Origin of the sequence: Corynebacterium sp. HMSC078A10 (assembly GCF_001811565.1) — a bacterium.
In the GTDB taxonomy this organism is placed as follows: domain Bacteria; phylum Actinomycetota; class Actinomycetes; order Mycobacteriales; family Mycobacteriaceae; genus Corynebacterium; species Corynebacterium hesseae.
In genome coordinates this window covers 108,227-131,254 of the sequence record NZ_KV805180.1, presented here as the reverse complement: position 1 = coordinate 131,254, position 23,028 = coordinate 108,227, and the positions used below count along the sequence as shown (strand labels likewise).

The following is a 23,028-nucleotide window of genomic DNA, read 5'->3' as shown; positions in this document are numbered from 1 at the left end:
TGATTAAACCTCCTGGTTGTCGTCGGAGTAGTCAAAAGCCTCTGGCGGCGGGCAGGTGCACACCAGGTTGCGGTCACCATAAGCCTCGTCGATGCGGCGCACCGGCGGGAAGTACTTGTTGGCGCGCAGCGAAGTTACCGGGTAGGCGGCCTGCTGGCGGCTAAAGGCGAAATCCCACTCGTCGGCCGCGACGGACTCGGCGTTGAACGGGGCATGGTGGATGACGGAGTCCTCGTAGGCCACCTGGCCGTCGATAATCTCCTGGATTTCGGCGCGGATGGAGCGCATGGCTTCGATGAAGCGGTCCAGCTCACCCAGGTCCTCGGACTCGGTGGGCTCCACCATGAGGGTGCCGGCCACCGGGAAGGAGAGGGTCGGCGCGTGGAAGCCGTAGTCCACGAGGCGCTTGGCCACGTCAGCGGCGGTGACGCCGGAGGCGTCGGTCAGCTCGCGCAGGTCAAAGATGCACTCGTGAGCCACGAGGCCGGCATTGCCCGTGTAAAGCACTGGGAAGGAATCCTTCAGGCTCTGCGCCAGGTAGTTTGCGCCGAGGATGGCGTGACTCGTGGCCTCCGTGAGTCCTTGGGCGCCAATCATGGCCAGGTAGGACCAGGAAATCGGCAGCACGCCGGCGGAACCGTAGCGCGATGCTGTGGACGGCACGCCGGTGGTCTCCGCAGTCGGTTGCGAGGGATCCAGCTTGGGGTCGTTGGCATCCGACGGCAGGAAGGGCACCAAGTGCTTGGCGACGCCCACCGGGCCCACACCCGGGCCACCGCCGCCGTGCGGGATGGTGAAGGTCTTGTGCAGGTTCAGGTGGGACACATCGCCGCCGAAGGCACCCGGACGGGCCCAACCGGCTAGCGCGTTCATGTTGGCGCCGTCGATGTAGACCTGGCCGCCGGCCGCGTGGACCTTGTCGCAGACCTCGCGTACCTCGGGGTCGAAGACGCCGTGGGTGGAGGGGTAGGTAATCATGATGCCGGCGATGTGCTCGCCGTGTTGCTCGATCTTGGCGTCGAGGTCGGCGAGGTTAATCGAGCCATCGTCCGCGGTCTTGACCACGACGACGCGCAGGTTGGCCAAGGTGGCTGAGGCCGCATTGGTGCCGTGCGCGGAGGCCGGGATGAGGATGACATCGCGGCCGTGATCGCCGTTGGCCACGTGGTAGCGGCGAATGGCCAGAAGGCCGGCCAGCTCGCCCTGGGAGCCGGCGTTGGGCTGGATGGAGACCTGGGCGTAGCCGGTTATCTCGGCGAGCCAGGACTCGAGTTCGTCGATCAGCGCGCGCCAGCCCGCGGTGGTCTCCTCCGGGGCATACGGGTGGATGCCGGCGAATTCCGGCCAGGAGATGGGCTCCATCGCAGCGGTGGGGTTGAGCTTCATCGTGCACGAACCCAGAGGGATCATCGTGCGGTCCAGGGCCAGGTCCTTATCCGCCAAGGTACGCAGGTAGCGCAGCATCTGGGTCTCGGAGTGGATGGAGTTGAAGATCTCGTGCTGCAGCGGGGCCTCGGCGCGCTGGACGGAGGACGGAATCTCGAAGGAGCCAGACGCGGCCGGCTCGGAGTTAGCGGAGGACTCGGCGCCGAAGGCGGCGGTGAGGATGTTGACATCCTCGTTGGTGGCGGACTCGCCGAAGGAGACCGAGACCTTGTCCGAGCCGATGGTGCGCACCAGGTAGCCCTGCTCCTGCAGCTGGGTCTTGATGGCCGCGGCATCCACGCCGGTGACGGTCACGGTGTCGAAGAAGTCGCGCGAGACAATGTCCTTGCCTGCGTCGGTGACTGCCTTAGCGAAAGCAGAAGCGCGGTCGTGGACACGTTGCGCGATGGCCTTGAGGCCCTCAGGCCCGTGGTACACCGCGTACATGGAGGCCACGTTGGCCAGAAGTGCTTGGGCGGTGCAGATGTTGGAGGTCGCGCGCTCGCGGCGGATGTGCTGCTCACGAGTCTGCAATGCGAGCCGGTAGGCGGGGCGGCCAGCGGCATCCTTGGACACGCCCACGATGCGGCCGGGCAGCTGGCGCTTGAGCTTGTCCGTAACAGACATGAAGGCCGCGTGCGGGCCGCCGAAGAAGAGCGGGACACCGAAGCGCTGCGAGGAGCCGAGGACGACGTCTGCGCCCATCTCGCCGGGGGCTTCCAAGAGAAGCAGCGACAGGGGGTCAGCCACGACGGCGGCAAGAGCGCCGCGGGTGTGCAGCTCCTCGATGGCGGCACGGGGGTCGATGATATCGCCTTCGGTGCCCGTGTAAGCCAGAACGGCGCCGACGAAGTCTTCGCCGACGATGCCATCGCGGACATCAGCAATCTCGACCTCGAGCTCGATGGCGCGTGCACGCTCGGCGGCGACGGCGAGAACCTGCGGGTGCAGGCGGGAATCGAGCAGCACGCGGCGGCCCTTCTTCACCGCGCGGGCCATGAGGCCGACGGCTTCGGCGGTGGCGGAGGCTTCGTCGAGAAGCGAGGCGTTCGCGATGGGAAGACCGGTCAGGGACTCAATCATGGTCTGGAAATTGAGCAAGGCTTCGAGGCGGCCCTGGGAAATCTCCGGCTGGTAGGGCGTGTAGGCGGTGTACCAGCCGGCATCTTCCAACAGCCCGCGGCGGATGACCGCCGGGGTGAGGGGATCGGAATAACCCTGGCCGTAAAAGGACTTCAGCACGACGTTCTGGGAGGCGTACTCGCGCAGCTTCGCCTGCGCGTCATCTTCGCTCAAAGCTTCCGGGAGGTTCAGCGCTTCGGTGGCGCGGATGGAGGTGGGCAGGGCGGCATCGACGAGTGCCTCCACGCTGTCATAGCCCACTGCCTTGAGCATCGTCTCACACTCGGCCGCATCAGGCCCGAGGTGGCGAGAGATGAAATCCATGTGTTTTATCTCCTTTGTGGCGTTAGTTTGTGTGACCTAAACTGCCCCCAAGTATAAGGCGTAGGCCATGACATTAGCCCCGGTTACCCCTGACATGGAGGCGCAGCGCTACGGCGGTCGCTACCGCGACGGTGAGGCCGATGACGAAGGCCGTGGAATAGCCAACGGCAGGGCCCAAAAGTGACAGGATGAAGGGGGCAAAGAAACCCAGATAGGTCAGTGAATAAAACACCCCCGTCGCTGCGCCGAGCTCCTCTGCGTCGGCGATGGCTTGGGTCTCCGCGAGTCCGCTGAGCATGCCGATTCCATAGGAGCTGCCCATGATGATGGCCGCGATAGGCAGGAGAAAAACTGCCCAACCATGATGAGCCGCAGCGAGGACGGCGAGGCACAGTGCCATTCCTACTGCGGCCAGCGCCATGCCGTGGAACGAGGTCACGCGGATGTGGCCAGCCAGTTGCTGGATAACCACGCCGCTGCCCATGGTGAGAAGCGCGCACAGGCCGGCGACAAGAACGGGGTGGCGTAGGTGCTCGCTGAGCTGCGCGGGCAGGAATACGAAGGCGGTGGTGGCGGAGCCGAAGACCCACGGTGCGTAGGCCACCACCGGTAAGTAGCGGGGAGTAATCAGGCTGGTCGGGACAAATGAACGGCGCCTCGAAGCTGCCTGTGTAGATCTCGGTTCCGGCACCGTCCACACGAGTGGGACCACGACGAGTGCTAGTCCGATGTGCAAAAGATAAGGCACGACGGTGGGCCAGGGGAGGAACTCGGCGGCGATACCAGCCACGCCGGGTGCCGATGCGAAACCGGCCGACAGCGCTATGGAGGAACGCTTGGCCCCAACGCTCAGGTGTGTGCTGAGCTCCTTGATCCAGGCTGCGCCGGAAGACATGGCGAGGCCCACGGCGGCACCGGCGCACAGGCGGCCGATCAACAAGGGGAGGAAGGCGCCGCCTGCGCCGGTGAGGAAAACGAGGGAACCGGCGGTGGTGGTGAGGACAGCTGGGCGCATGATGGCGCGGCGTCCTAGCGAATCCGAAAGCGGACCACCGATGAATAGGGCGACCATGATGCCGAGGGCGTAGATGCCAAAAAGGAAGGTCGTTTGCAGAACCCCGAGGGAGGTGGTGGTTTGGTAGACCACGACCATGGGGGCGAAGAGATTAGCGCCGCAGGCGACGAGGAACATACCGAGTGCGACGCGAAACCACTTCTGAGAAACCATGCGGCTCAGTCTAGTGTGCTGAGTCACAGTTGTCGGGTCTTGGTGGCAAGACGGATAAAGAAAACGCGCCTAACTGCCGTTGTTGCCAAAGATCCGGCCAGATCTTGAGTCGAGGACGATAACTTTGGCAGAACGGGCAGTTGCGGCGCCGCTGAGCGATGTCACCGAGCTGTGTTTGTGGGGTGGAGGAAAGCAGGGCGAAAACGACGAAGCTCCCCCGCCGCAGTGGTGGGGGAGCAGCCTCTTAAGACCTAGAGTCTTGTTAAGTCTTAGAGGTCAAGGTCAGCTTCGAAATCTGCGGTTTCGAGGCGGTCCTTGATGGTCGTGATGAAGCGACCAGCGTCGGCACCGTCGACCACCTGGTGGTCGTAGGTGAACGGCAGGTAGCACATCTGGCGGATAGCGATGGCGTCCTGGCCGTCCTCGGTGACGACAACCGCGCGCTTGGTAATAGCGGCGGTGCCCAGGATGCCGGCCTGCGGCGGAACCAGAATCGGGGTATCCAGCAGGGCGCCCTCGGAGCCGATGTTGGTCACGGTGAAGGTTGCACCGGTCAGATCGTTCGGCTTGAGCTTGTTGTTGCGTGCCTTGTCAGCCAGCTCGGCGATCTTCTGAGCGATCTCCGGCAGCGTCAGCTCCTGAGCCTTGTGGATGACCGGGGTCAGTAGGCCCTTCGGGGTGTCCACGGCGATGGCCACGTTGACGTCAGCGTGGTAGGTCATCTCCTTGGTCTCCGGGTTGTAGGACGCGTTGACGTTCGGGTGGGACACCAGTGCCTCTACGGTTGCCTTCACGATGAACGGCAGGAAGGAGAGGTTGGCCTCGTACTTGTCAATGAACGCCTGCTTGGACTGCTTGCGCATATCCCAGATGGCGGTCATATCGACTTCCTGGACGTGGGTCAGCTGGGCGGAGATCTGGAGGGCCTCAACCATCTTGGATGCCGTGATCTCGCGGATACGGTTGACCTTCTGGGTGGTGCCGATGAGCTCCTGCTTCTCCGGATCCACGGACTTGGTGGACCAGCGAGCGCGCGGGCTGGTGGAAGCTGCCTTAGCGGAGGAAGCCGGAGCCTCACCCTCACCAGCAGCGGCCAGCACGTCCTGCTTGCGGATGCGGCCGCCAACACCGGTGCCAGAGACAGTGGAGAGATCCACGCCGTGCTTCTCGGCCAGCTTGCGTACCAGCGGGGTGACATACGGGACGTTGTCACCGTTGTTGACCTTCGTGGAGGTCTCGGATGCCTTCGGCTCGGAGGACGTGGAGGAAGCGGCCGGCTTGTCCTCGGTCTTGGCTTCTGCCTTAGGCTCTTCCTTCTTTTCTTCTGCCTTCGGCTCTGCCTTTTCTTCCTTGGTGGCCGGCTTCTCGGAGGCTGCGGCGGAGCCGTCGCCGATGCGGGCGATGACGGCGCCGACGTCGACGGTGTCGTCTTCCTCGGCGAGGATTTCAACGAGGGTGCCGGCGACTGGAGACGGGATTTCGGTGTCGACCTTGTCGGTGGAGACCTCGAGGAGTGGTTCGTCGACCTCGACGGTGTCGCCGACGGACTTCAGCCACTGGGTGATGGTGCCCTCGGTGACGGACTCACCGAGCTCCGGCATTTCCACGTCGGTGGCATCACCAGAAGCAGCAGGCTTGTCCTCGGTCTTAGCCTCTGCCTTGGGCTCTTCCTTCGTTTCTTCTGCCTTTTCTTCCTTGGCGGCAGGCTTCTCGGAGGCGGCGGAGCCGTCGCCGATGCGGGCGATGACGGCGCCGACGTCGACGGTGTCGTCTTCCTCGGCGAGGATTTCAACGAGGGTGCCGGCGACTGGAGACGGGATTTCGGTGTCGACCTTGTCGGTGGAGACCTCGAGGAGTGGTTCGTCGACCTCGACGGTGTCGCCGACGGACTTCAGCCACTGGGTGATGGTGCCCTCGGTGACGGACTCACCGAGTTCCGGCATCTCAACGTCGGTGGCATCACCAGAAGCAGCAGGGGCCTCGGACTCAGCGTCTTCAGCAGGCTTGTCCGGAGTCTCCTTGGCCTTCTCGGAGGAATCCTCCGACTCCTCAGCAGCCGGTGCGGACTCGCCCTCGTCACCGATGATGGCGATGACCTCGCCCACGTCTACGGTGTCATCTTCCTCTGCCTTGATTTCGAGGATGGTGCCGGCGACCGGGGATGGGATTTCGGTGTCGACCTTGTCGGTGGAGACCTCGAGCAAAGGCTCGTCGACCTCAACGGTGTCGCCGACGGACTTCAGCCACTGGGTAATCGTGCCTTCGGTTACAGATTCGCCCAGTTCGGGCATCACAACAGAGTGTGCCATAAGTATTAAGACTCCTCGAAAGTTGGAATTATTGAAACGCTAGTGTTCGATTCTACAGCGTGTTTATAAAAGGCGCGCACGGGTGGGGTGAATTAGGGCATCCTCCGCGCGAAGGGGCTCAAGGATGCCTCCTGTAGGCTAAAGAGCCATGTTCAACCCCTTCCGCCGCAACAGCTCTAAGTCCCAGCTGCGCCCACCCCGCGCACCGGGGGAGACGATTCGCGCAGAAGATGCCCGCGAGCTTCAAACCTGGGCACAGGGGCGCGCGTATATCGAGGCCTTTGTTGAGCCGGAGACCGTGGTCAACGAGATGTCTGTGGTCGTGGTTGATGAGAACGGCGCCTTCATCCGCCGCCGTATCGGCGGGCCTAAAGGGATCGATGCGGTGGCCAAGCTGCTTCGGTGCGATGTCTATGACGTCGAGGAGACCGGCTATCCGCAGCGCATGCGCGAGCGCATTGAACGCGAACGCATCCTGCGCAAGAGGGAAGAGCAGCGCGAACGCCGCGAGCGCTTTGAGCAGCGCCAGCAGCAGAATAAGGACTAGTCCTTCACGATGGTTGCGCCCGCATCCGTGAGCTCGGCAAGCGCGGCGGCGCCACGGGACTCATCGACAGGCGCGCAGTAGTGTGCCAGAACGCGGACGGCGAAGCCTTCCTTAACTGCGTCGAGCGCCGTGGCCCGCACGCAGTGATCGGTGGCGATGCCAACGATGTCCACGGCGGTGATGTTGTGCTCGCGCAACCAGTCTGCCAATGACACACCATCGGCCGCGCCTTCGAACCCGGAATACGCAGCGGTGTATTCGCCTTTGCGGAAGTAGGCTTGGGCGGCGCCGATGGATTCGTGCATGGCGGCACCAAAGGAATCAGCAACGCAGTGCACTGGCCAGGAATCGACGAAGTCGGGCGATCCGGAAAAGTGGCTGCCCGGATCGATGTGCCAGTCCTGGGTAGCCACGACGGTGTCATAGCTGGGCTGAAGGGCACCGATACGGTCAGCCACCTCGTTGCCTTTTTCGGTGGCAAGTGCGCCGCCAGGGCAGAAGTCATGTTGGACGTCAACGATGATGAGTGCAGGCTTCATACGCGGTAATTCTATAGGCTGGATGCCGATGAAATCACCGATTCCTTTTTATCTACAAAAAATCCTCGACCGTGTTCACGACCACGATTCTGGCGAGGTCGCGGACTATATCCCAGAGTTGGCCAGCGCAAACCCTGAGCAACTCGGCGTAGCCCTGTGCTCTGTGACGGGGCACCTGTACAGTGCTGGCGATGCGGAGAACCGCTTTACCATCCAGTCCATCTCCAAGCCCTTCGTCTACGCGCTGGCGCTGCAGGAGCTGGGGCTCGATGAGGTCCGTGAGGTCGTCGGCCTAGAGCCCTCCGGCCAGGCCTTTAACGAGCTCTCCCTGGCAAAGGATCACCGCCCAGTGAACCCGATGATCAACGCCGGTGCCATTGTGGTCAACCAGCTCATCAACGGTGTGGACTCCAGCGTGGAGGACCGCGTGGAGAAGATTCGTTCTTTCATTTCAAAGCTGGCGGGGCGCGAGGTGGACGTCGATAAGCGCCTGTGCGACTCCGAGCTCGAGCACGCCGAACGAAACCTTTCGCTCGCGCACATGCTGCGTTCTTATGAGATCATTCAGGACGATGCCCACGACGCGGTACTGTCCTATACCTCGCAGTGCGCGCTGTCGGTCGACGTGCGCGACCTCGCCGTCATGACCGCGACTTTGGCCAATGGTGGGCGCCAGCCGGTGACGGGGGAGAAGATTCTGGACGCCGACGTGTGCCGCATGACCTTGGCAGTGATGAGTTCGTGTGGCATGTATGACGGCGCGGGGCGTTGGATGGCGGAAGTGGGAATCCCCGCTAAGTCGGGTGTGGCCGGCGGGCTCATTGGTACGCTGCCGGGGCAGATCGGTGTGGCGACGTTCTCGCCGCGCCTCGACGAGCAGGGAAATAGCGTGCGTGGCACCGCGATTTTCCGCGAGCTCTCCTCGGACATGGGCCTGCACCTGATGTCCACGGAGAACCGCTTCGGCGTGCACCCGGTGCGCAGCGTCGACGAGGATGAAGAGACCGCGATTATCCGACTGCAGGGCCACATCAATTTCACCGCTACGGAAGCCATCCTCCACGAGCTGGAGGAGCGCCAATTCTCTGGCAAGCGCCTAGCACTGGACTTCTCGCAGGTTTCCGGCCTGCACACGGTGGGCCGGCGCATGCTCAAGGAAGGCCTGCGCCGGCTGCGTGAGGGGGGCAACGAGGTGGCGCTTGTCGACGATAACGGGGTCGTCACCGACCGCGCGATGTCCGACGGCACCGTCCTCCCGCTGGCGGACAAGGAGGACTACGTCATCGCCGGGGAAGAAGTGTGAGCGGCCTGAAGCCGCCCACACGAGATTAGGACTCGGAGATCTCGCGCAGCGTTGCCACCACGGTGCGCACCGGTACGCCGGTGGCGCGCTTCGGGGTGTAGCCGCGCGGAGCGGAACCGTTCCAAGAGGGGCCGGCGATATCGATGTGTGCCCACTCGATGCCTTCGCCTACGAACTGCTTGAGGTAGGTGCCTGCGAACTCCATGCCGCCTTCACGCTTGGCGTTGATGTTGCGGATGTCCGCGGCCTGGGACTTAATCTCCTCGTCGTGCTCCTCCAGCAGCGGCATCGCCCACGCGTTTTCGCCCACCTCGCGGCCGATTTCGGCGATGCGATCGCGGAAGACCTCGGAGCCCATAACGCCCGCGGTGCGAGAGCCCAGCGCCACGATCTGTGCGCCCGTAAGAGTAGCGGTCTCGATGAGGTAGTCGGGCTTGTCCTCGCTGGCGCGCGCAATGGCGTCGGAAAGCACGAGGCGGCCCTCGGCGTCGGTGTTGAGCACCTCTGAGGTCAGGCCACCGTAGTGGGTAATGACATCGCCCGGGCGGGTGGCGCCAGAGCCCGGCATGTTCTCAGCCAGCGGCAGGGTAGCGGTGATCTGGACCGGCAGCTTTAACTTGGCAGCCGCGATAATGGTGGCAGCCATGGCAGCCGAGCCACCCATGTCCGAGATCATGTCCCACATACCGTTGCCCGGCTTCAAGGAAATACCGCCGGTATCGAAGGTGATGCCCTTGCCCACAAGAGCCACGTGCTTCTTGGCCTTCTTGGGCTTCCAGCTCAGGCGCACCAGGCGCGGCGGGCGGGCCGAGCCCTTACCCACAGCCAAGATGCCACCGAAGCCCTGCTTTGCCAGCTGCTTTTCATCGAGCACCTCGACGTCAAGCCCGGCTTCCTCGGCCTGGCTGGAGATGATGGCGGCGTAGGACTCCGGGTAGAGCTCGTTCGCCGGGGTATTCACCAAGTCACGGGTGAACAAGACAGACTCTGCCACGGTGCGAGCGGCCTCGAACTCTTCGGAGGCGGACTTATCAGCCACGACGACGAAGGTTGCGGGCTGTTCCTTTTCCGTGAGCTCGGTGGAGCGGATGCCGCGGTAGGCGTAGCCGCCAAGGATGAGGCCTTCGACGGCGGCGCTCACACCGAAGTCCGCGAGGGTGGTCACGATGGTGCCCACGCCAGTGGTGGCACGGGCGGCGCTGCCCGCAGCGCGGCGCAGTGCTTCATCGTCGAGTTCCTCGACGCCGCCCAAACCCAACGCGATGACCTGTGCGGCACCCGCCTTCTGCGGGGCGGGGACCTTCACGATTTCCCCAGCCTTGCCCGTCGCCCCCACTGCGGTGAGGGCCTCATACGTCGAGCGCAGCGCCGAGGAGCCGAGTAGGGAGGTGCCCGGCACCTCGAGCCCATCCTCGCCAGCAAAGGTTGCGATTAACAGGGCGTCCGCCTGCTTGGGGGCCTTCTTGGCCAGCTCAACGGTGGGGAAAGAGCCGCGTGCGGGCAATTCGAACGTGGTAGAAGCCACGATGTCCTCCTTGAGAAAAGTGACAATGGGATACTCCTCACACCCTACCCGTGTCCATGATGTGGAACGCGTCAGGGGCGATGCGCTCAAGGGGTGACTACGCCGCTAGGGCATTTCTGCATATCTATAGGTGTTGGGGGAGTACGCTATGAAACATGTTGAATTACACCGTGACGCGAACTGAAAACCCCACCTCCCCGGAGCGCCTGCAGGAGATTTTGGCTAACCCGGGCTTTGGCAAATACTTCACCGATCATATGGTGACGATTGACTGGACCGAGGACAAGGGATGGCATGACGCGCAGGTGCGCCCCTACGCGCCGTTCAGTATGGATCCGGCGTCCACTGTCTTCCACTATGGCCAGGCTATCTTCGAGGGCATCAAGGCCTACCGCCAGCCCGATGGCAGCATCGCCACCTTCCGCCCGGAGCAGAACGCGCAGCGTCTGCAGGCTTCCGCGGAGCGCATGGCCATGCCGCAGCTTCCGGAAGAAGAGTTCATTGAGTCCCTGCGCCAGCTTGTCGACGTCGACCAGGCCTGGGTCCCCGAAGCCGGTGGCGAAGCAGCTCTGTACTTCCGCCCCTTCATGATCGCTACCGATGTGTCCCTGGGCGTGCACCCGGCGCACTCCTACCGCTATGTTGTCATCGCCTCCCCGGCCGGCGCGTACTTCTCCGGTGGTATCAAGCCGGTGTCCGTCTGGCTGTCCACCGACTTTGTTCGCGCTGCCCCCGGCGGCACGGGTGCGGCCAAGTTTGCCGGCAACTACGCGGCCTCCCTGCTCGCTCAGGCGCAGGCAGCGGAGAAGGGCTGCGACCAGGTGGTGTGGTTGGATGCTATCGACCGCACCTACATCGAGGAGATGGGCGGCATGAACCTGGCCTTCGTCTACGGCGAAGAGGGCAACCAGACTCTGGTAACTCCGGCGTTGTCGGGCTCGCTGCTTCCGGGCATTACCCGCAAGTCCCTGCTGCAGGTGGCCGAAGATATGGGCTTGAAGGTCGAAGAGCGTCGCATCACCTACAAGGAGTGGGAGCAAGACGTTGCTTCCGGCGCGATGGTGGAGGCCTTTGCCTGCGGTACCGCTGCCGTCATTACCCCGGTGGGCCACGTCATGGGCACCGATACTGACTTCCACATCAACAACGATGAGGCAGGGGCCACGACGATGGCTTTGCGTGAGCGCCTCACCGGTATCCAGCGCGGGTCCGTTGAGGATACCCACGGCTGGCTGCACAAGCTGGTGGAGGCTTAGAGCGCAATTCGCTTAGGCAAGCTCGGCGGCCAGCTGCACCAGCGGCAGGGCCGCGAGCGCGCCGAGGGGGAAACCTTCACTTAGATTCAAATCGAGCAGCGGTTCAATCCCGAGCTCCTTGAGAGCGAGGGCATACGCCGGTTCGGGGGTCGTGCTTCCCGCGCGCAGCCAGCCTTTCACACCGGGGGCACTGCGCTCGGCGAGGACGGCGGCGGTGGCGGCCAGGGGGCCGTCGATAAGCACCGGCGTCCGCCGCGCCGTGGCTTGGGCGATGAAACCCACTAGTGCTGCCACACTCGGGATGCCGATGGTCTGCACAACTTCCCAGCCCTCCAGGTTGCGGGCGCGGAACATGCAATCACGGACAATGCTCACTCGTGTCTTCCACTGTGCATCCGTAATACCGCTGGCGAGCGTATTCGTCCCCACGATGGCCACCGGTTCGGTGTGGGTAATCCGGCCCATAAGGCTTGCGGCGACGGTCGCGTCATCGATGCCACGAGCCGACGCTATGAGTAGATCCGAACCGGAATCGATCTCGCGATCTGCGGTGGCCATGCCCACATCGATGAAGGACTCGAACTCCGCGGGAGTCATGGCGGCGGAGGTGGCGCCAGGCTCAGGGCTGGTGGACTCTGCGCTGGTGCACTCGACGAAGTCTATGCCTGCCCCTGCGCGCTGCGCAGCGCTGAAGATGTTCTCGCGCCACCGTTCCTCATCAGCAGGGGAGTGCTGCGTGAGCTCGTCGTCGGTGGTGTGCGTCGCGATAGCGGGATTGCTGAGAAAGACAATCGCACGAGGGCGCTGAAGGGGCTTAGCCTGCTGAGAATCCTGGGCTGCCGCCAACCACGCGGCAATCTCTGCCACGCGGTTTGGTTGTGCTGCGGTTGCAGGGCGCAGCTGGGGAACGGCGGTGAATTCAGGCATGTGTCCTCCGGTCTAGACGGTGGCTCCGCGCTCCACCTGCGGGCGCGGGGTGCGCCACTTACGCGGCTGGGAGGCGCGGGAGTACGCGTAGAAGCCTAGGCCAAAACCGGCCTCGGTGGTGCCGGGGAACTTGAGGCGCACTGCGTTGTTGCACTTGCGCGCGAGCCAGAAGCCCTCGACCGCGAAGACCACGATGACCGCCATGGCGCCGATAGAAATGATCTGGGACAGGCGCGGGTCCCGGGTGCTGACGAACATGAGCACCAGCAGCACGATGGCAAAAGGCATGACCCACTCGTTGATGAAGCGGCGGGAATCTACCCAATCACGCACGTAGCGGCGGACCTCGCCCTTATCGCGGGCGAGAAGGTAGCGCTCGTCGCCAGCGGCCATGCGCTCCTGTGCCACCTTGTTGCGCTCGCGGGACTCTTGGCGCTCTTTGCGCTTGTATTCCTTCCACTCCTGCTTGGACATGGAAGCCTTGAGCTCCTTGCGGTGCTGGTAGCGCTGCGCCTCCGACATTCCTCGGGGATCGCGCTTGACGCCGCGGGCGATTTCCTGCGCATCGCGCTTGGGCGTAGGGCGGCCCTTCGGCGGCGTGTAGCCCTTGCGGTGCGGTTTCTCGGCGGCGGGTTGCTCTTCCGGCGCCGGGGTTTGTTCGGCGGGTGAAGAGGTCTTGTCATCTTTTTGCCACGGAAGTTTCACGCTGTTTAGCGTACAAGGTCGCATGGACATACTGGGAATAGGCCCGCGGGAGCCGGCGTTGAGGAAAGAGAGCACGACACTGTTCTACTGCGAGGCATCCTTTCTTCCTCTCCTGTGAGGGGGTAGGGTGGGCTCCAGAAAATTCCGTATATATAAGAGGAGAAACCATGACCGCTCCCGCGTCTGCAACCGGAGTTATCCTGACCGAGGCCGCTGCTGCCAAGGCAAAGTCCTTGCTTGAGCAGGAAGGCCGCGATGATCTCTCGCTGCGCATCGCTGTCCAGCCGGGTGGCTGCGCTGGCCTGCGCTACCAGCTCTACTTTGATGACCGCACTCTGGATGGTGACAAGGTGGACACCATCGGCGGCGTCAACCTCGTCGTAGACAAGATGTCCATCCCGTACCTCACCGGTGCCAAGATTGATTTCTCCGACACCATTGAGGCACAGGGCTTTACCATCGATAACCCCAACGCTGGCGGTTCCTGCGCTTGCGGTGACTCCTTCAATTAAAGTCACCTAGACGATATGCCGAAGCCCTCGCCACGTGGCGAGGGCTTCGCTTTTTATTCTTCAATCTTCTCGGTACCGGGTTCCCGGTACCGTTTCCTGCTTCTGGAAGTTGGACAGAAGAGGGTGGGTGACTCTAGAGCTTCACGGGATAATCGCGCTGCTCAAGATTGGGGTCGATGCGCTCTTCCACGAAGATGCCGTGCCAGATCATGAAGGACAGAACCGTCCACAGGCGGCGCGAGTGATCGGATACTCCGTCGCGGTGTTCCTTGAGCATCTCCAGTACTTCCTTCTTGTTGAAGATGTCCTCGGTCTGGGACTCCGTGATCTGATCTTGGGCCCAACCGTAGAGTTCATCGCCGGCCAGCCAGTGGCGCAAGGGAACTGGGAAGCCAAGCTTCTTGCGGTGCAGCACGTGCGGCGGGACGATCTGCTCCATGGCCTTGCGCAGCGCGTACTTGGTGGTGCCGTGCGAAATCTTGAGGTCATAGGGGATGGTCTCCGCGACCTTAAACACTTCCTTGTCAAGGAAGGGCACGCGCAGCTCGAGCGAGTTGGCCATGTTCATCTTGTCGGCCTTGACCAGGATATCGCCGCGCATCCACGTAAAGAGGTCGAGGTGCTGCATGCGGGCTACGGGGTCGAAATCTTGAGACTGCGCATAAATCGGCGCGGTCACCTCGCGGTGGTCCCATTCCTGTTTAGCCCAGGGCAGGACGCGCTGGAGCTGCTCGAAGTTGAAGGAACGAGCATTTCCGTAGTAGCGCTCCTCCATGGTCATGGAACCGCGGTTGAGTAGGGACTTGCCCTTCATTCCTTCGGGGAGCACCTGCGAGAGCTTGCCCAAGCCGCGGCGCAGTGGGGAAGGAATCTTCTCAAACGGAGCCAGTGAGAGCGGTTCCTTGTAAATGGTGTAGCCACCAAAGAGCTCGTCTGCGCCTTCGCCGGAAAGTACCACCTTGACGTGTTTGCGGGCCTCCTGGGCAACGAAGTACAGCGGCACGAGGGAAGGATCGGCAACGGGATTGTCCAGGTACCACATGATCTTCGGGACGGCGTCGGCGTACTCCTCGGGGGAGACAATTTTGACGATGTGCTCCACACCGATTGCCTCGGCAGACTCGGCGGCGACATCCACCTCGGAATAGCCTTCCCGCTCGAAGCCAGTAGTGAAGGTGAGCAGGTTCGGATTGTGGCGCTTGGCCAAGGCCGCAATGGCAGTGGAGTCAATGCCGCCGGACAGGAAGGAACCTACGGTTACATCGGCACGCATGTGCTTCTCGACGCTATCCTCCAACGCCCGTGCAATCTTGTCGAAGAGCTTTTGCTCTTCGCCCTGCTTAACGGGCTGAATAGGGAAGCGAGGCTTGAAGTAGCGCTCAGACACGACCTTTTCGCCGGGACGAAGAGTAACGGTGCAACCCGACTCGACGCGGCGAATATTGGCGTGGAGGGATTCCGGTTCCGGCACGTACTGCAGGTCGGTGTAGTGCTCGATGGCGCGCTTATCAAGGCTGAGATCTAGACCTAGCGAATTGGCCATCGAGAGGATGCACTTCATCTCGGAGGCGAACACCGTGCCGGCAGCCGTGGTGGCGTAATAGAGGGGCTTGATGCCGAACTGGTCTCGGGCGGCGAACATCGTGCGCGTTTCGGTGTCCCAGATGACGAAACCAAACATGCCACGTAGGTGCTCTACTACGTCCTTGCCCCAGTGGTGGTAGCCGACGACGATGGGCTCACCATCGCCCTCGGTGTTAAAGGTGTAGCCGGCGGCGATGAGCTCTTCGCGCAGCTCGACGTAGTTATAAATCTCGCCGTTGAAGGTGAGAGCGTAGCGCTGTGGGTTGTCTTCGGGGCCCCAACGCAGCGGCTGGTGGGAGTGCTCGAGGTCGATGATGGACAGGCGGTTAAAGCCAAAAGCCGCATCATCGTCATGCCAAGTACCAGCAGCGTCGGGGCCGCGATGGCGCATGCACTGGAGGGACTGCTCGAGTGCCTCCACGTGTTGGGCGGCGTTGCGATCGGCGCTGAGTAGCGCGCAGAGTCCGCACATAAACTTGCTTCTCCTTATATATCAAGGTCTATCCTCGACACACTTTACGGCTGGAGTTGGGCGATCTGCGAACCCCGCGCCGCGCTCCCCGTTAGGGTGCGAACTTTCGGATGATGCACAGCAGTATGCCTTGTGAATTGAGTCATAGGCGGAAGGGGGAGGGTGGGGTAGCTGGTGTGACCTTGCGCAGGTGGGCCGGTAACATCCCGTACGTTCACTATTTATAGAGCGGAACTAACACCTGATCAGTCCAGCGAAAAGGTCTGAAATTCAGGCGTGATCCTCTATCCTGATTGGGTAGGAATGCTCTGTGAGTATTCGAGAAGTTTGTGTGCACAGAAAGGCAGAACACACGTGGGACAGCGTAAGCAACGCAACCTCGGCCGTAAGGCAGGCTTGGCGGGCGTTATCGCTCTGGGCGGTCTAGCTCTGGCAGGTTGTGACGTCGCAGCGCCGACGGCCGTTGAAAATCTCCTAGGTATGGGTTGGCCGAAGGGTGTTACCCCTGAGGCTCACTCGATGTACAACTTCTGGATCTGGGTCTGGGTTGCTGCATGGATCATCGGCTTTATTATGTGGGGTCTCTTCCTCACTGCCATCTTCCGTTGGAGCGCGAAGAAGGCCGAGAAGGCTGGCAAGGGCGAGTTCCCGAAGCAGCTGCAGTACAACGTGCCGCTGGAGATGGCATTGACCATCATTCCGATCCTTATCATTATGGGCCTGTTCTTCTTCACCGTTCAGGCACAGCAGAAGGTTACGGCCTTGGATAAGAACCCTGAGGTCACCGTTGACGTGACTGCCTTCCAGTGGAACTGGAAGTTTGGTTACGCCGAGAATAAGGTTGATGGCGAGAATTACAATGGCGCCGATACTGAGCGCCAGAAGCTCGCTGAGGAATCTGCTGTGGATCCAGAGGGTACTGCGAACCCCAACCCGATTCACGGTAAGTCCATGGGCGACATTTCCTACCTCAACTTCAACAAGATTGAGACCGTCGGTACCACCGAAGAGGTTCCGGTTCTGGTTCTCCCGGTAGACACTCCGATTGAGTTCCGTCTTGCCTCCGGCGACGTTTCCCACGCATTCTGGGTTCCGGAGTTCCTGTTTAAGCGCGATGCCTACGCACACCCGGAGAAGAACTCCCAGGAGCGTCGCTTCCAGGTTGAGAAGATTGAGGAAAAGGGTGCCTTCGTCGGCCGCTGTGCTGAGATGTGCGGTACCTACCACTCCATGATGAACTTCGAGATCCGCACCGTTGACCGCGCGGACTTCAACGAGTACCTCAAGTTCCGCGAGGAGAATCCGCAGGCAACCAACGCCGAGGCCCTTGAGCACATTGGTGAAGAGCCTTACGCAGTTACCACCACTCCGTTCAACTCGCTGCGCGATACTCGCGATGCCGACAACTTCGTTGACACCTCGTCTGCGGCATAAGAAAAGGAACTGATACACAATGCGTGCAACATCTAAGGTCTTTTACTCAATTGCGACCTACCTCTTCGTGTCGCTCATCGTCTACATCATTGGTGTTAACTACGTCAAGGATGATGGCTACCTGTACGGCGCCGAGTGGGTCGGTATCGTTGGCATGCTCCTTGCCATGCTTCTGTGTATCATGCTGGGCGGCTACCTCCACTTCACCGATAACCGCGTTGACGTCACTCCGGAAGATTGGGAGGAAGCGGAGACTGAAGACGGAGCCGGTATTCTCGGCTTCTTCTCTCCGAGCTCCATTTGGCCGCTGTGCATGACCGGCTCCATCGCGGTGCTGGGTCTTGGCATCATCTTCCTCTACTTCTGGATGATCATCCTGGGTGCTGTCTTGCTCGTGACGTCCGTTACCGGCCTGTCCCTGCAGTACGGTCTTCCGAAGGAAAAGCACTAAGGCTTAGCCACTCCTGCCGCGCGACTTAGCGCCACGACTTCTCACGCCCCTGCCACACAACGTGGCGGGGGCCTTGTCGATCTTCAAGGCGTCGCGAAGCGTTGCAAAAAGTTCCCGGAGGCCCCAAAAAAATTTGTGTAGCCCGGCAGACTGGGGAAGGGCTTGGGGTACCAGGATGGCTGGGAGCAGGTCGGCCGTAGGAATTCCAGCACGTTAACGTGCGTTTTTACGGGGGTCATCCGAAAGTTGCAGTCCTGCACTTACGCGGCCGAGCGGGGGTGTGATTTATCTCATTAGGGCACGTCATGGGGAAGTAGCTCTGGCGGACGGGCTCCGGGTAGTTGACGTGCTTTGAATGCTTGCCGTCTTCGTTAGTACGTTGCACTACCTGCAGGGATGGGGCGTCGTAAAGCGCGGTGAAAAGTTCCCAACTATTTCCTGAATGATTTGGGCACTCCGGACGAGCTGAAGATAGTGAAGGTCTATGCTCTGGCCTCAAAAAAATCGGGGGGAAATGAGATGACTTATGCGGCTAGACCAGCCATACTGTTATGCGTGACGAGCGTAGTTTCTAACCAAGGTATGGCAGCACCACGTGTTGCCGCGCTGAACCGACCCAACATGGTCAGCGTTGGCACCATCGTGTTCCTGTCTCAGGAATTGATGTTCTTTGCTGGACTGTTCGCGATGTGGTTCACCTCGCGTGCGAACGGCCAGGAGGGTGACTGGGCTGAGCACACCGCGCACATCAACGTGCCGATGGGCTTCATCATTACGACAGTCCTGGTTCTTTCCTCCGTGACCTCTCAGTTCGGCGTGTTTGCAGCAGAAAGGGGTGACGTATACAAGCTCCGACTCTGGTACTCGGTGACCATCGCGTTGGGTGTTGTCTTCCTAGGCATCATGGCGTTCGAGTGGACAGAGTTGATCATGGCTGGTGTCACTGTTCAGTCCAGCGTGTTCGGTTCGGTCTTCTACATTCTGACCGGCTTCCACGCGGCTCACGTGACTGCGGGTCTGATTTCCTTCGGAATCATCTTGGCGCGCATCGCCCGCTCCAAGTTCACGCCTGCACAGGCCACCGCGGCAATGGCAGTGTCCTACTACTGGCACTTCGTTGACGTTGTGTGGATCGGCGTGTTCGTAGTCATCTACCTAGTTCAGTAGGCCGTAGTCGCCGGGGAGCAACCGGCCTACAGCCATTCATTTCCATGTACGAGTTATCTAAAGGAAAATGATGGATAACATCCAGCAGCCCGCCGCAGTGGAAGACACCACTGCCGCGGCTAAGAAGACCCGCCGTCGCCGCAAGGCGAAGCGCACGCTGGCTGGCGTCTTTGCGCTGAGCATCGGCCTTACCGGCGCTGGCGTCTTGGCTTCTGCCTTGACCCCTGACGCGCAGGTGGCTACAGCCGCAAAGGATGACCAGGCACTCGTTCAAGAGGGCAAGGACATCTACGAAGTCGCTTGTATTACCTGCCACGGCGCTAACCTGCAGGGCATCCAGGACCGCGGCCCGTCCCTCGTTGGCATTGGTGCCGGCTCCGTGTACTTCCAGGTTCACTCCGGCCGCATGCCGATGATGTCTAACGACGCTCAGGCTGAGCGCAAGACTCCGCGCTACACCGAGCAGCAAACCCTGGCGCTTGCCGCTTATGTTGCTGCCAACGGTGGCGGTGCCGATATCGTCTACAACGAGGACGGCTCCGTTGCGCAGGAATCCCTGCGCGGCGCTAACTACAACGGGCAGATTCAGGCAGAGGACGTAGCTAAGGGTTCTGAGCTCTTCCGCATGAACTGCGCGTCCTGCCACAACTTCACCGGCAAGGGCGGCGCGCTGTCCTCCGGTAAGTTTGCCCCGCCGCTGGCTCCGGCCAACGAGCAGGAGATCTACCAGGCAATGCTGACCGGTCCGCAGAACATGCCGAAGTTCTCTGACCGTCAGCTGACCGCAGACGAGAAGAAGGACATCATCGCCTACCTCAAGTCTGCAAAGGAAACCCCGTCCCCGGCCGGCTGGTCGCTCGGCGGTCTCGGCCCAGTGGCTGAGGGCCTGGCAATGTGGATCATCGGCATCAGCCTTCTGTGCGTTGCCGCTATGTGGATTGGATCTCGCTCATGAGCAACGTAAAGAAGAATTACTCTCGCAAAGAGCTCGATGCTATGAGCAACGACGAGCTCGCAGCACTCGGCACCGAGCTTGACGACGTTACCGTCGCATTCCGCAAGGAACGCTTCCCGGTCGAGGGCGACCCCGCTGAGAAGCGCGCCGCCGGCAATGTCACCTTCTGGCTCATCGTTTCTGTACTGATGGGCATCGCCTTCCTTGGCGTTTACCTTTTCTGGCCGTGGCAGTACAAGATGCTGGGGGAGGACGGCCTGTGGTGGCACACGCTCTACACCCCGCTGCTGGGCCTGACTTCCGGCCTGTGCATTCTGGGCCTGGGCTTCGCCATTGTTCAGTACGTCAAGAAGATTCTCCCGGAGGAGATCTCAGTCCAGCGTCGCCACGACGGTCCTTCCGAAGAGGTTGACCGCCGCACGCTGACCGCGCTGCTTAATGATTCTTGGAACACGTCGACGCTGGGTCGCCGTTCCACCATCAAGGGTCTGCTCGGCGGCGCCGGCGTTCTGTTCGGCCTGACGGTTATTGCGCCGCTGGGTGGCGCCATCAATAACCCGTGGAAGAAGCGCCACGATCTGAACTACGCCGGCGACGGCACGCTGTGGACTTCCGGTTGGACCATGCATGAAAAGGGCGTCAAGCTCTACCTTGCTCGCGATACCGGTACTATCGCCGAGAAGCACGAAGGCGAATCCGGCACTCACTACACCACCCGCGGTGTTACCCGCCTGGTTCGTGTACGTCCGGAGGACCTTGCGGCCGGCGGAATGGAGACTGTCTTCCCGCTGGCTGCTGAGGATGTCAACGATGGTGCTGAGTACTCCGAGGACAAGGACGTCTACGAGAACCACATGCACTCCATCCATGGCAACCGTAACGCCGTGATGCTCATCCGCCTGCGCAACGACGACGCCAAGAAGGCCATCGAGCGCAAGGGCCAGGAGGACTTCCACTACGGCGATTACTACGCCTACTCCAAGATTTGTACCCACATTGGTTGCCCGACCTCGTTGTACGAGGCTCAGACCAACCGCATTCTCTGCCCGTGCCACCAGTCGCAGTTCGACGCTCTGCACTACGGCAAGCCGGTCTTCGGTCCGGCCGCCCGTGCACTGCCGCAGCTGCCGATTGACGTGGACGAAGAGGGCTACCTCGTTGCTAAGGGCAACTTCATCGAGCCCGTCGGACCTGCATTCTGGGAGCGTAAGTCATAATGAGTAACAAACTTGCACAGATGGGTAACAACATGGATGAGCGGTACTCCGCTGCCGGCGTCCTGCGTACCCAGCTCAACAAAGTCTTTCCCACTCACTGGTCCTTCATGCTCGGTGAGATGGCACTGTACAGCTTCATCATCTTGGTGCTGACCGGCATCTACTTGGCGCTGTTCTTCGACCCTTCCATCACGAAGGTCATTTACGACGGCGCTTACACCCCGCTCAACGGTGTGGAGATGTCGCGCGCCTATGCAACTGCGCTTGACCTCTCCTTCGAGGTTCGCGGTGGTCTGTTCGTGCGCCAGATGCACCACTGGGCAGCACTCATGTTCATGATGTCCATGATTGCCCACATGCTTCGCATCTTCTTCACCGGTGCGTTCCGTCGCCCGCGTGAGGCTAACTGGATTATTGGTTGCGCATTGATTCTCTTGGGCATGATCGAGGGCTTCCTCGGTTACTCCCTCCCGGACGACCTCCTCTCCGGTGTCGGTCTGCGAATCATGTCCGCCATTATTCTGGGCCTGCCGATCATCGGCACCTGGCTGCACTGGGCCATCTTCGGTGGCGACTTCCCGTCCGACCTGATGCTGGATCGTTTCTACATCCTGCACGTGCTGGTTATCCCGGGCATCATCCTGGGCCTGATTGCAGCTCACCTCATCATGGTCTGGTTCCAGAAGCACACCCAGTTCCCTGGACCGGGTCGCGCTGAGAACAATGTTGTTGGCGTCCGTATTATGCCGGTCTTCGCCACCAAGGCCATTGGCATGGGCATGATGGTTGCCGGCGTGCTGGCACTCATCTCCGGTCTGATGACTATTAACTCCATCTGGAACCTTGGCCCGTACAATCCGTCTCAGGTTTCCGCTGGTTCCCAGCCGGATATTTACATGCTGTGGACTGACGGTGTTGCTCGTGTCATGCCGGCATGGGAGCTTTACATCGGCAACTACACGATTCCGTCCGCCTTCTGGGTTGCACTGCTCTGTGGCTTGATGGTTGTGTTGCTGTTTGCTTACCCGTTCATCGAAAAGAAGCTGACTGGTGACGACGCCCACCACAATCTCTTGCAGCGCCCGCGCGATGTCCCGGTTCGCTCCGCTATCGGCGCGGCTGCCATCACGTTCTTCCTTCTGGTGACGCTGTCCGGTGGTAACGACCACGTGGCTCACTTCTTCCAGATCTCCCTGAACGCGATGACCTGGGTTGGCCGTATCGGCCTCATCGTCCTGCCGCCGATCGCTTACTTCATGACCTACCGCATCTGCGTTGGTCTGCAGCGCTCCGACCGTGAGGTCCTGGAGCACGGTATTGAGACTGGCGTTATTAAGCAGCTGCCGAATGGTGCCTTCATTGAGGTCCACCAGCCGCTTGGCCCGGTGGATGACCATGGCCACCCGATTCCGCTCGAGTACTCCGGTGCCGCGGTTCCGAAGCAGCTCAACCAGCTTGGTCTGGCTGACTCCGAGACGCAGGGCATCTTCTCTTCCGATGACCCGTCCATCGTCTCCCGCGTCAATGAGATTCGCCACGAGAACCACGCTGAGGAAGCGGAGATGTTCCGTCAGCTCAACGAGGCTAATCGCCGCGAAGACGAGGAGAACGGCCGCATCTAGCGCCTTCACTCGCTGAAACACGCTCACAAGAGCCCGTGTTCCTTCCCAATACGAGGAAAGGAGCACGGGCTCTCAGCGTTTCTGTATCCGCTTCGTAGCGCTGTGGCGGGCTTCAGGGCGCACTGGTGGGCCCTGACTCGGATAAGCGCTTCATGGCTCTGCCATGGTTGGGTAGAGCGGCTGCAGTTAACTTTCCGTTAACGGTGAGTCAACTTTGCTCCTTAATGTCACGCAAGGTGGCTGATCTCTGGTGGGGTGAGGAATAGTACTGGGGGTCGGTGGAGGAATCTGCTAAAAATCCACAGCATTTCTTGATTCTTTGGTGGTGTTTTAGGAGTGCACTGTGGGTAGGTTGGGGCATTTGATGCCCGGCATTACCGGTGTGTGATGAAGGTTACATCACT

18 protein-coding genes are annotated in these 23,028 nt (G+C 61.2%); 10 read left to right on the top strand and 8 right to left on the bottom strand.

Going from position 1 to position 23,028, the window contains the following annotated elements; translation table 11 throughout:
* Nucleotides 1-3: 3 nt before the first annotated feature.
* From gcvP to sucB, 3 genes are all read right to left on the bottom strand, one after another.
* Complete coding sequence (gcvP, locus tag HMPREF2808_RS01560; protein WP_070623294.1) at nt 4-2,871, bottom strand: aminomethyl-transferring glycine dehydrogenase; 2,868 nt, start codon at nt 2,869-2,871, stop codon at nt 4-6.
* Nucleotides 2,872-2,944: 73 nt separating this feature from the next.
* The gene (locus HMPREF2808_RS01555) at nt 2,945-4,099 is read right to left on the bottom strand and encodes an MFS transporter (protein ID WP_070623292.1); all 1,155 of its coding nucleotides are present in this window, start codon (nt 4,097-4,099) and stop codon (nt 2,945-2,947) included.
* Nucleotides 4,100-4,368: 269 nt separating this feature from the next.
* Entirely contained in the window at nt 4,369-6,408 is a 2,040-nt protein-coding gene (gene sucB / locus HMPREF2808_RS01550) for a 2-oxoglutarate dehydrogenase, E2 component, dihydrolipoamide succinyltransferase (protein ID WP_083309010.1), read from the bottom strand.
* Nucleotides 6,409-6,556: 148 nt separating this feature from the next.
* On the opposite strand from sucB, the gene HMPREF2808_RS01545 reads away from it, so the two are divergent.
* The gene (locus HMPREF2808_RS01545) at nt 6,557-6,955 is read left to right on the top strand and encodes an oxidoreductase (protein ID WP_070519782.1); all 399 of its coding nucleotides are present in this window, start codon (nt 6,557-6,559) and stop codon (nt 6,953-6,955) included.
* Here the strand turns inward: HMPREF2808_RS01545 and HMPREF2808_RS01540 are convergent.
* Nucleotides 6,952-7,494 (bottom strand): isochorismatase family protein, encoded by a 543-nt coding sequence (locus tag HMPREF2808_RS01540; RefSeq protein WP_070623289.1) that lies wholly within the window; start codon nt 7,492-7,494, stop codon nt 6,952-6,954. The genes HMPREF2808_RS01545 and HMPREF2808_RS01540 overlap by 4 nt on opposite strands.
* 28 nt (nt 7,495-7,522) lie before the next feature.
* Between HMPREF2808_RS01540 and HMPREF2808_RS01535 the strand changes: the two genes are divergently transcribed.
* A complete protein-coding gene (locus HMPREF2808_RS01535; RefSeq protein WP_070623286.1) occupies nt 7,523-8,797 on the top strand; it encodes a glutaminase in 1,275 nt (424 codons plus the stop codon).
* Nucleotides 8,798-8,822: 25 nt separating this feature from the next.
* On the opposite strand, the gene HMPREF2808_RS01530 is transcribed toward HMPREF2808_RS01535, so the two are convergent.
* Nucleotides 8,823-10,322, bottom strand: a complete 1,500-nt coding sequence (locus tag HMPREF2808_RS01530) for a leucyl aminopeptidase (RefSeq protein WP_070623283.1) — start codon at nt 10,320-10,322, stop codon at nt 8,823-8,825.
* A 155-nt stretch (nt 10,323-10,477) separates the two neighbouring features.
* On the opposite strand from HMPREF2808_RS01530, the gene HMPREF2808_RS01525 reads away from it, so the two are divergent.
* Nucleotides 10,478-11,578 (top strand): branched-chain amino acid aminotransferase, encoded by a 1,101-nt coding sequence (locus tag HMPREF2808_RS01525; protein WP_070623280.1) that lies wholly within the window; start codon nt 10,478-10,480, stop codon nt 11,576-11,578.
* A gap of 12 nt (nt 11,579-11,590) precedes the next feature.
* On the opposite strand, the gene HMPREF2808_RS01520 is transcribed toward HMPREF2808_RS01525, so the two are convergent.
* Both HMPREF2808_RS01520 and HMPREF2808_RS01515 read right to left on the bottom strand, forming a co-directional pair.
* The gene (locus HMPREF2808_RS01520; protein ID WP_070623277.1) at nt 11,591-12,505 is read right to left on the bottom strand and encodes a nicotinate-nucleotide--dimethylbenzimidazole phosphoribosyltransferase; all 915 of its coding nucleotides are present in this window, start codon (nt 12,503-12,505) and stop codon (nt 11,591-11,593) included.
* A gap of 12 nt (nt 12,506-12,517) precedes the next feature.
* Nucleotides 12,518-13,210 (bottom strand): DUF3043 domain-containing protein, encoded by a 693-nt coding sequence (locus HMPREF2808_RS01515; RefSeq protein WP_070533389.1) that lies wholly within the window; start codon nt 13,208-13,210, stop codon nt 12,518-12,520.
* A 167-nt stretch (nt 13,211-13,377) separates the two neighbouring features.
* Between HMPREF2808_RS01515 and HMPREF2808_RS01510 the strand changes: the two genes are divergently transcribed.
* Nucleotides 13,378-13,722 carry a HesB/IscA family protein gene (locus tag HMPREF2808_RS01510; protein WP_070512402.1) on the top strand — a complete coding sequence of 115 codons (345 nt, stop codon included), beginning with the start codon at nt 13,378-13,380 and terminating at the stop codon, nt 13,720-13,722.
* A 133-nt stretch (nt 13,723-13,855) separates the two neighbouring features.
* Here HMPREF2808_RS01510 and asnB read toward each other — a convergent pair whose 3' ends face one another.
* Nucleotides 13,856-15,778, bottom strand: a complete 1,923-nt coding sequence (asnB, locus tag HMPREF2808_RS01505) for an asparagine synthase (glutamine-hydrolyzing) (RefSeq protein WP_070623274.1) — start codon at nt 15,776-15,778, stop codon at nt 13,856-13,858.
* A gap of 354 nt (nt 15,779-16,132) precedes the next feature.
* Between asnB and HMPREF2808_RS01500 the strand changes: the two genes are divergently transcribed.
* From HMPREF2808_RS01500 to HMPREF2808_RS01475, 6 genes are all read left to right on the top strand, one after another.
* Nucleotides 16,133-17,212, top strand: coding sequence for an aa3-type cytochrome oxidase subunit II (locus tag HMPREF2808_RS01500; RefSeq protein WP_070519800.1), 1,080 nt, complete (start codon nt 16,133-16,135; stop codon nt 17,210-17,212).
* A 19-nt stretch (nt 17,213-17,231) separates the two neighbouring features.
* The gene (locus HMPREF2808_RS01495; protein WP_070519802.1) at nt 17,232-17,663 is read left to right on the top strand and encodes an aa3-type cytochrome oxidase subunit IV; all 432 of its coding nucleotides are present in this window, start codon (nt 17,232-17,234) and stop codon (nt 17,661-17,663) included.
* A 555-nt stretch (nt 17,664-18,218) separates the two neighbouring features.
* Nucleotides 18,219-18,830, top strand: a complete 612-nt coding sequence (locus HMPREF2808_RS01490; RefSeq protein ID WP_369815732.1) for an aa3-type cytochrome oxidase subunit III — start codon at nt 18,219-18,221, stop codon at nt 18,828-18,830.
* A gap of 67 nt (nt 18,831-18,897) precedes the next feature.
* The gene (locus HMPREF2808_RS01485) at nt 18,898-19,785 is read left to right on the top strand and encodes a cytochrome bc1 complex diheme cytochrome c subunit (RefSeq protein ID WP_070519807.1); all 888 of its coding nucleotides are present in this window, start codon (nt 18,898-18,900) and stop codon (nt 19,783-19,785) included.
* Complete coding sequence (locus HMPREF2808_RS01480) at nt 19,782-21,002, top strand: cytochrome bc1 complex Rieske iron-sulfur subunit (RefSeq protein ID WP_070623272.1); 1,221 nt, start codon at nt 19,782-19,784, stop codon at nt 21,000-21,002. Before HMPREF2808_RS01485 ends, HMPREF2808_RS01480 begins: the two co-directional genes overlap by 4 nt.
* Nucleotides 21,002-22,624 (top strand): cytochrome bc1 complex cytochrome b subunit, encoded by a 1,623-nt coding sequence (locus HMPREF2808_RS01475; protein WP_070561948.1) that lies wholly within the window; start codon nt 21,002-21,004, stop codon nt 22,622-22,624. Before HMPREF2808_RS01480 ends, HMPREF2808_RS01475 begins: the two co-directional genes overlap by 1 nt.
* Nucleotides 22,625-23,028: the final 404 nt, after the last annotated feature.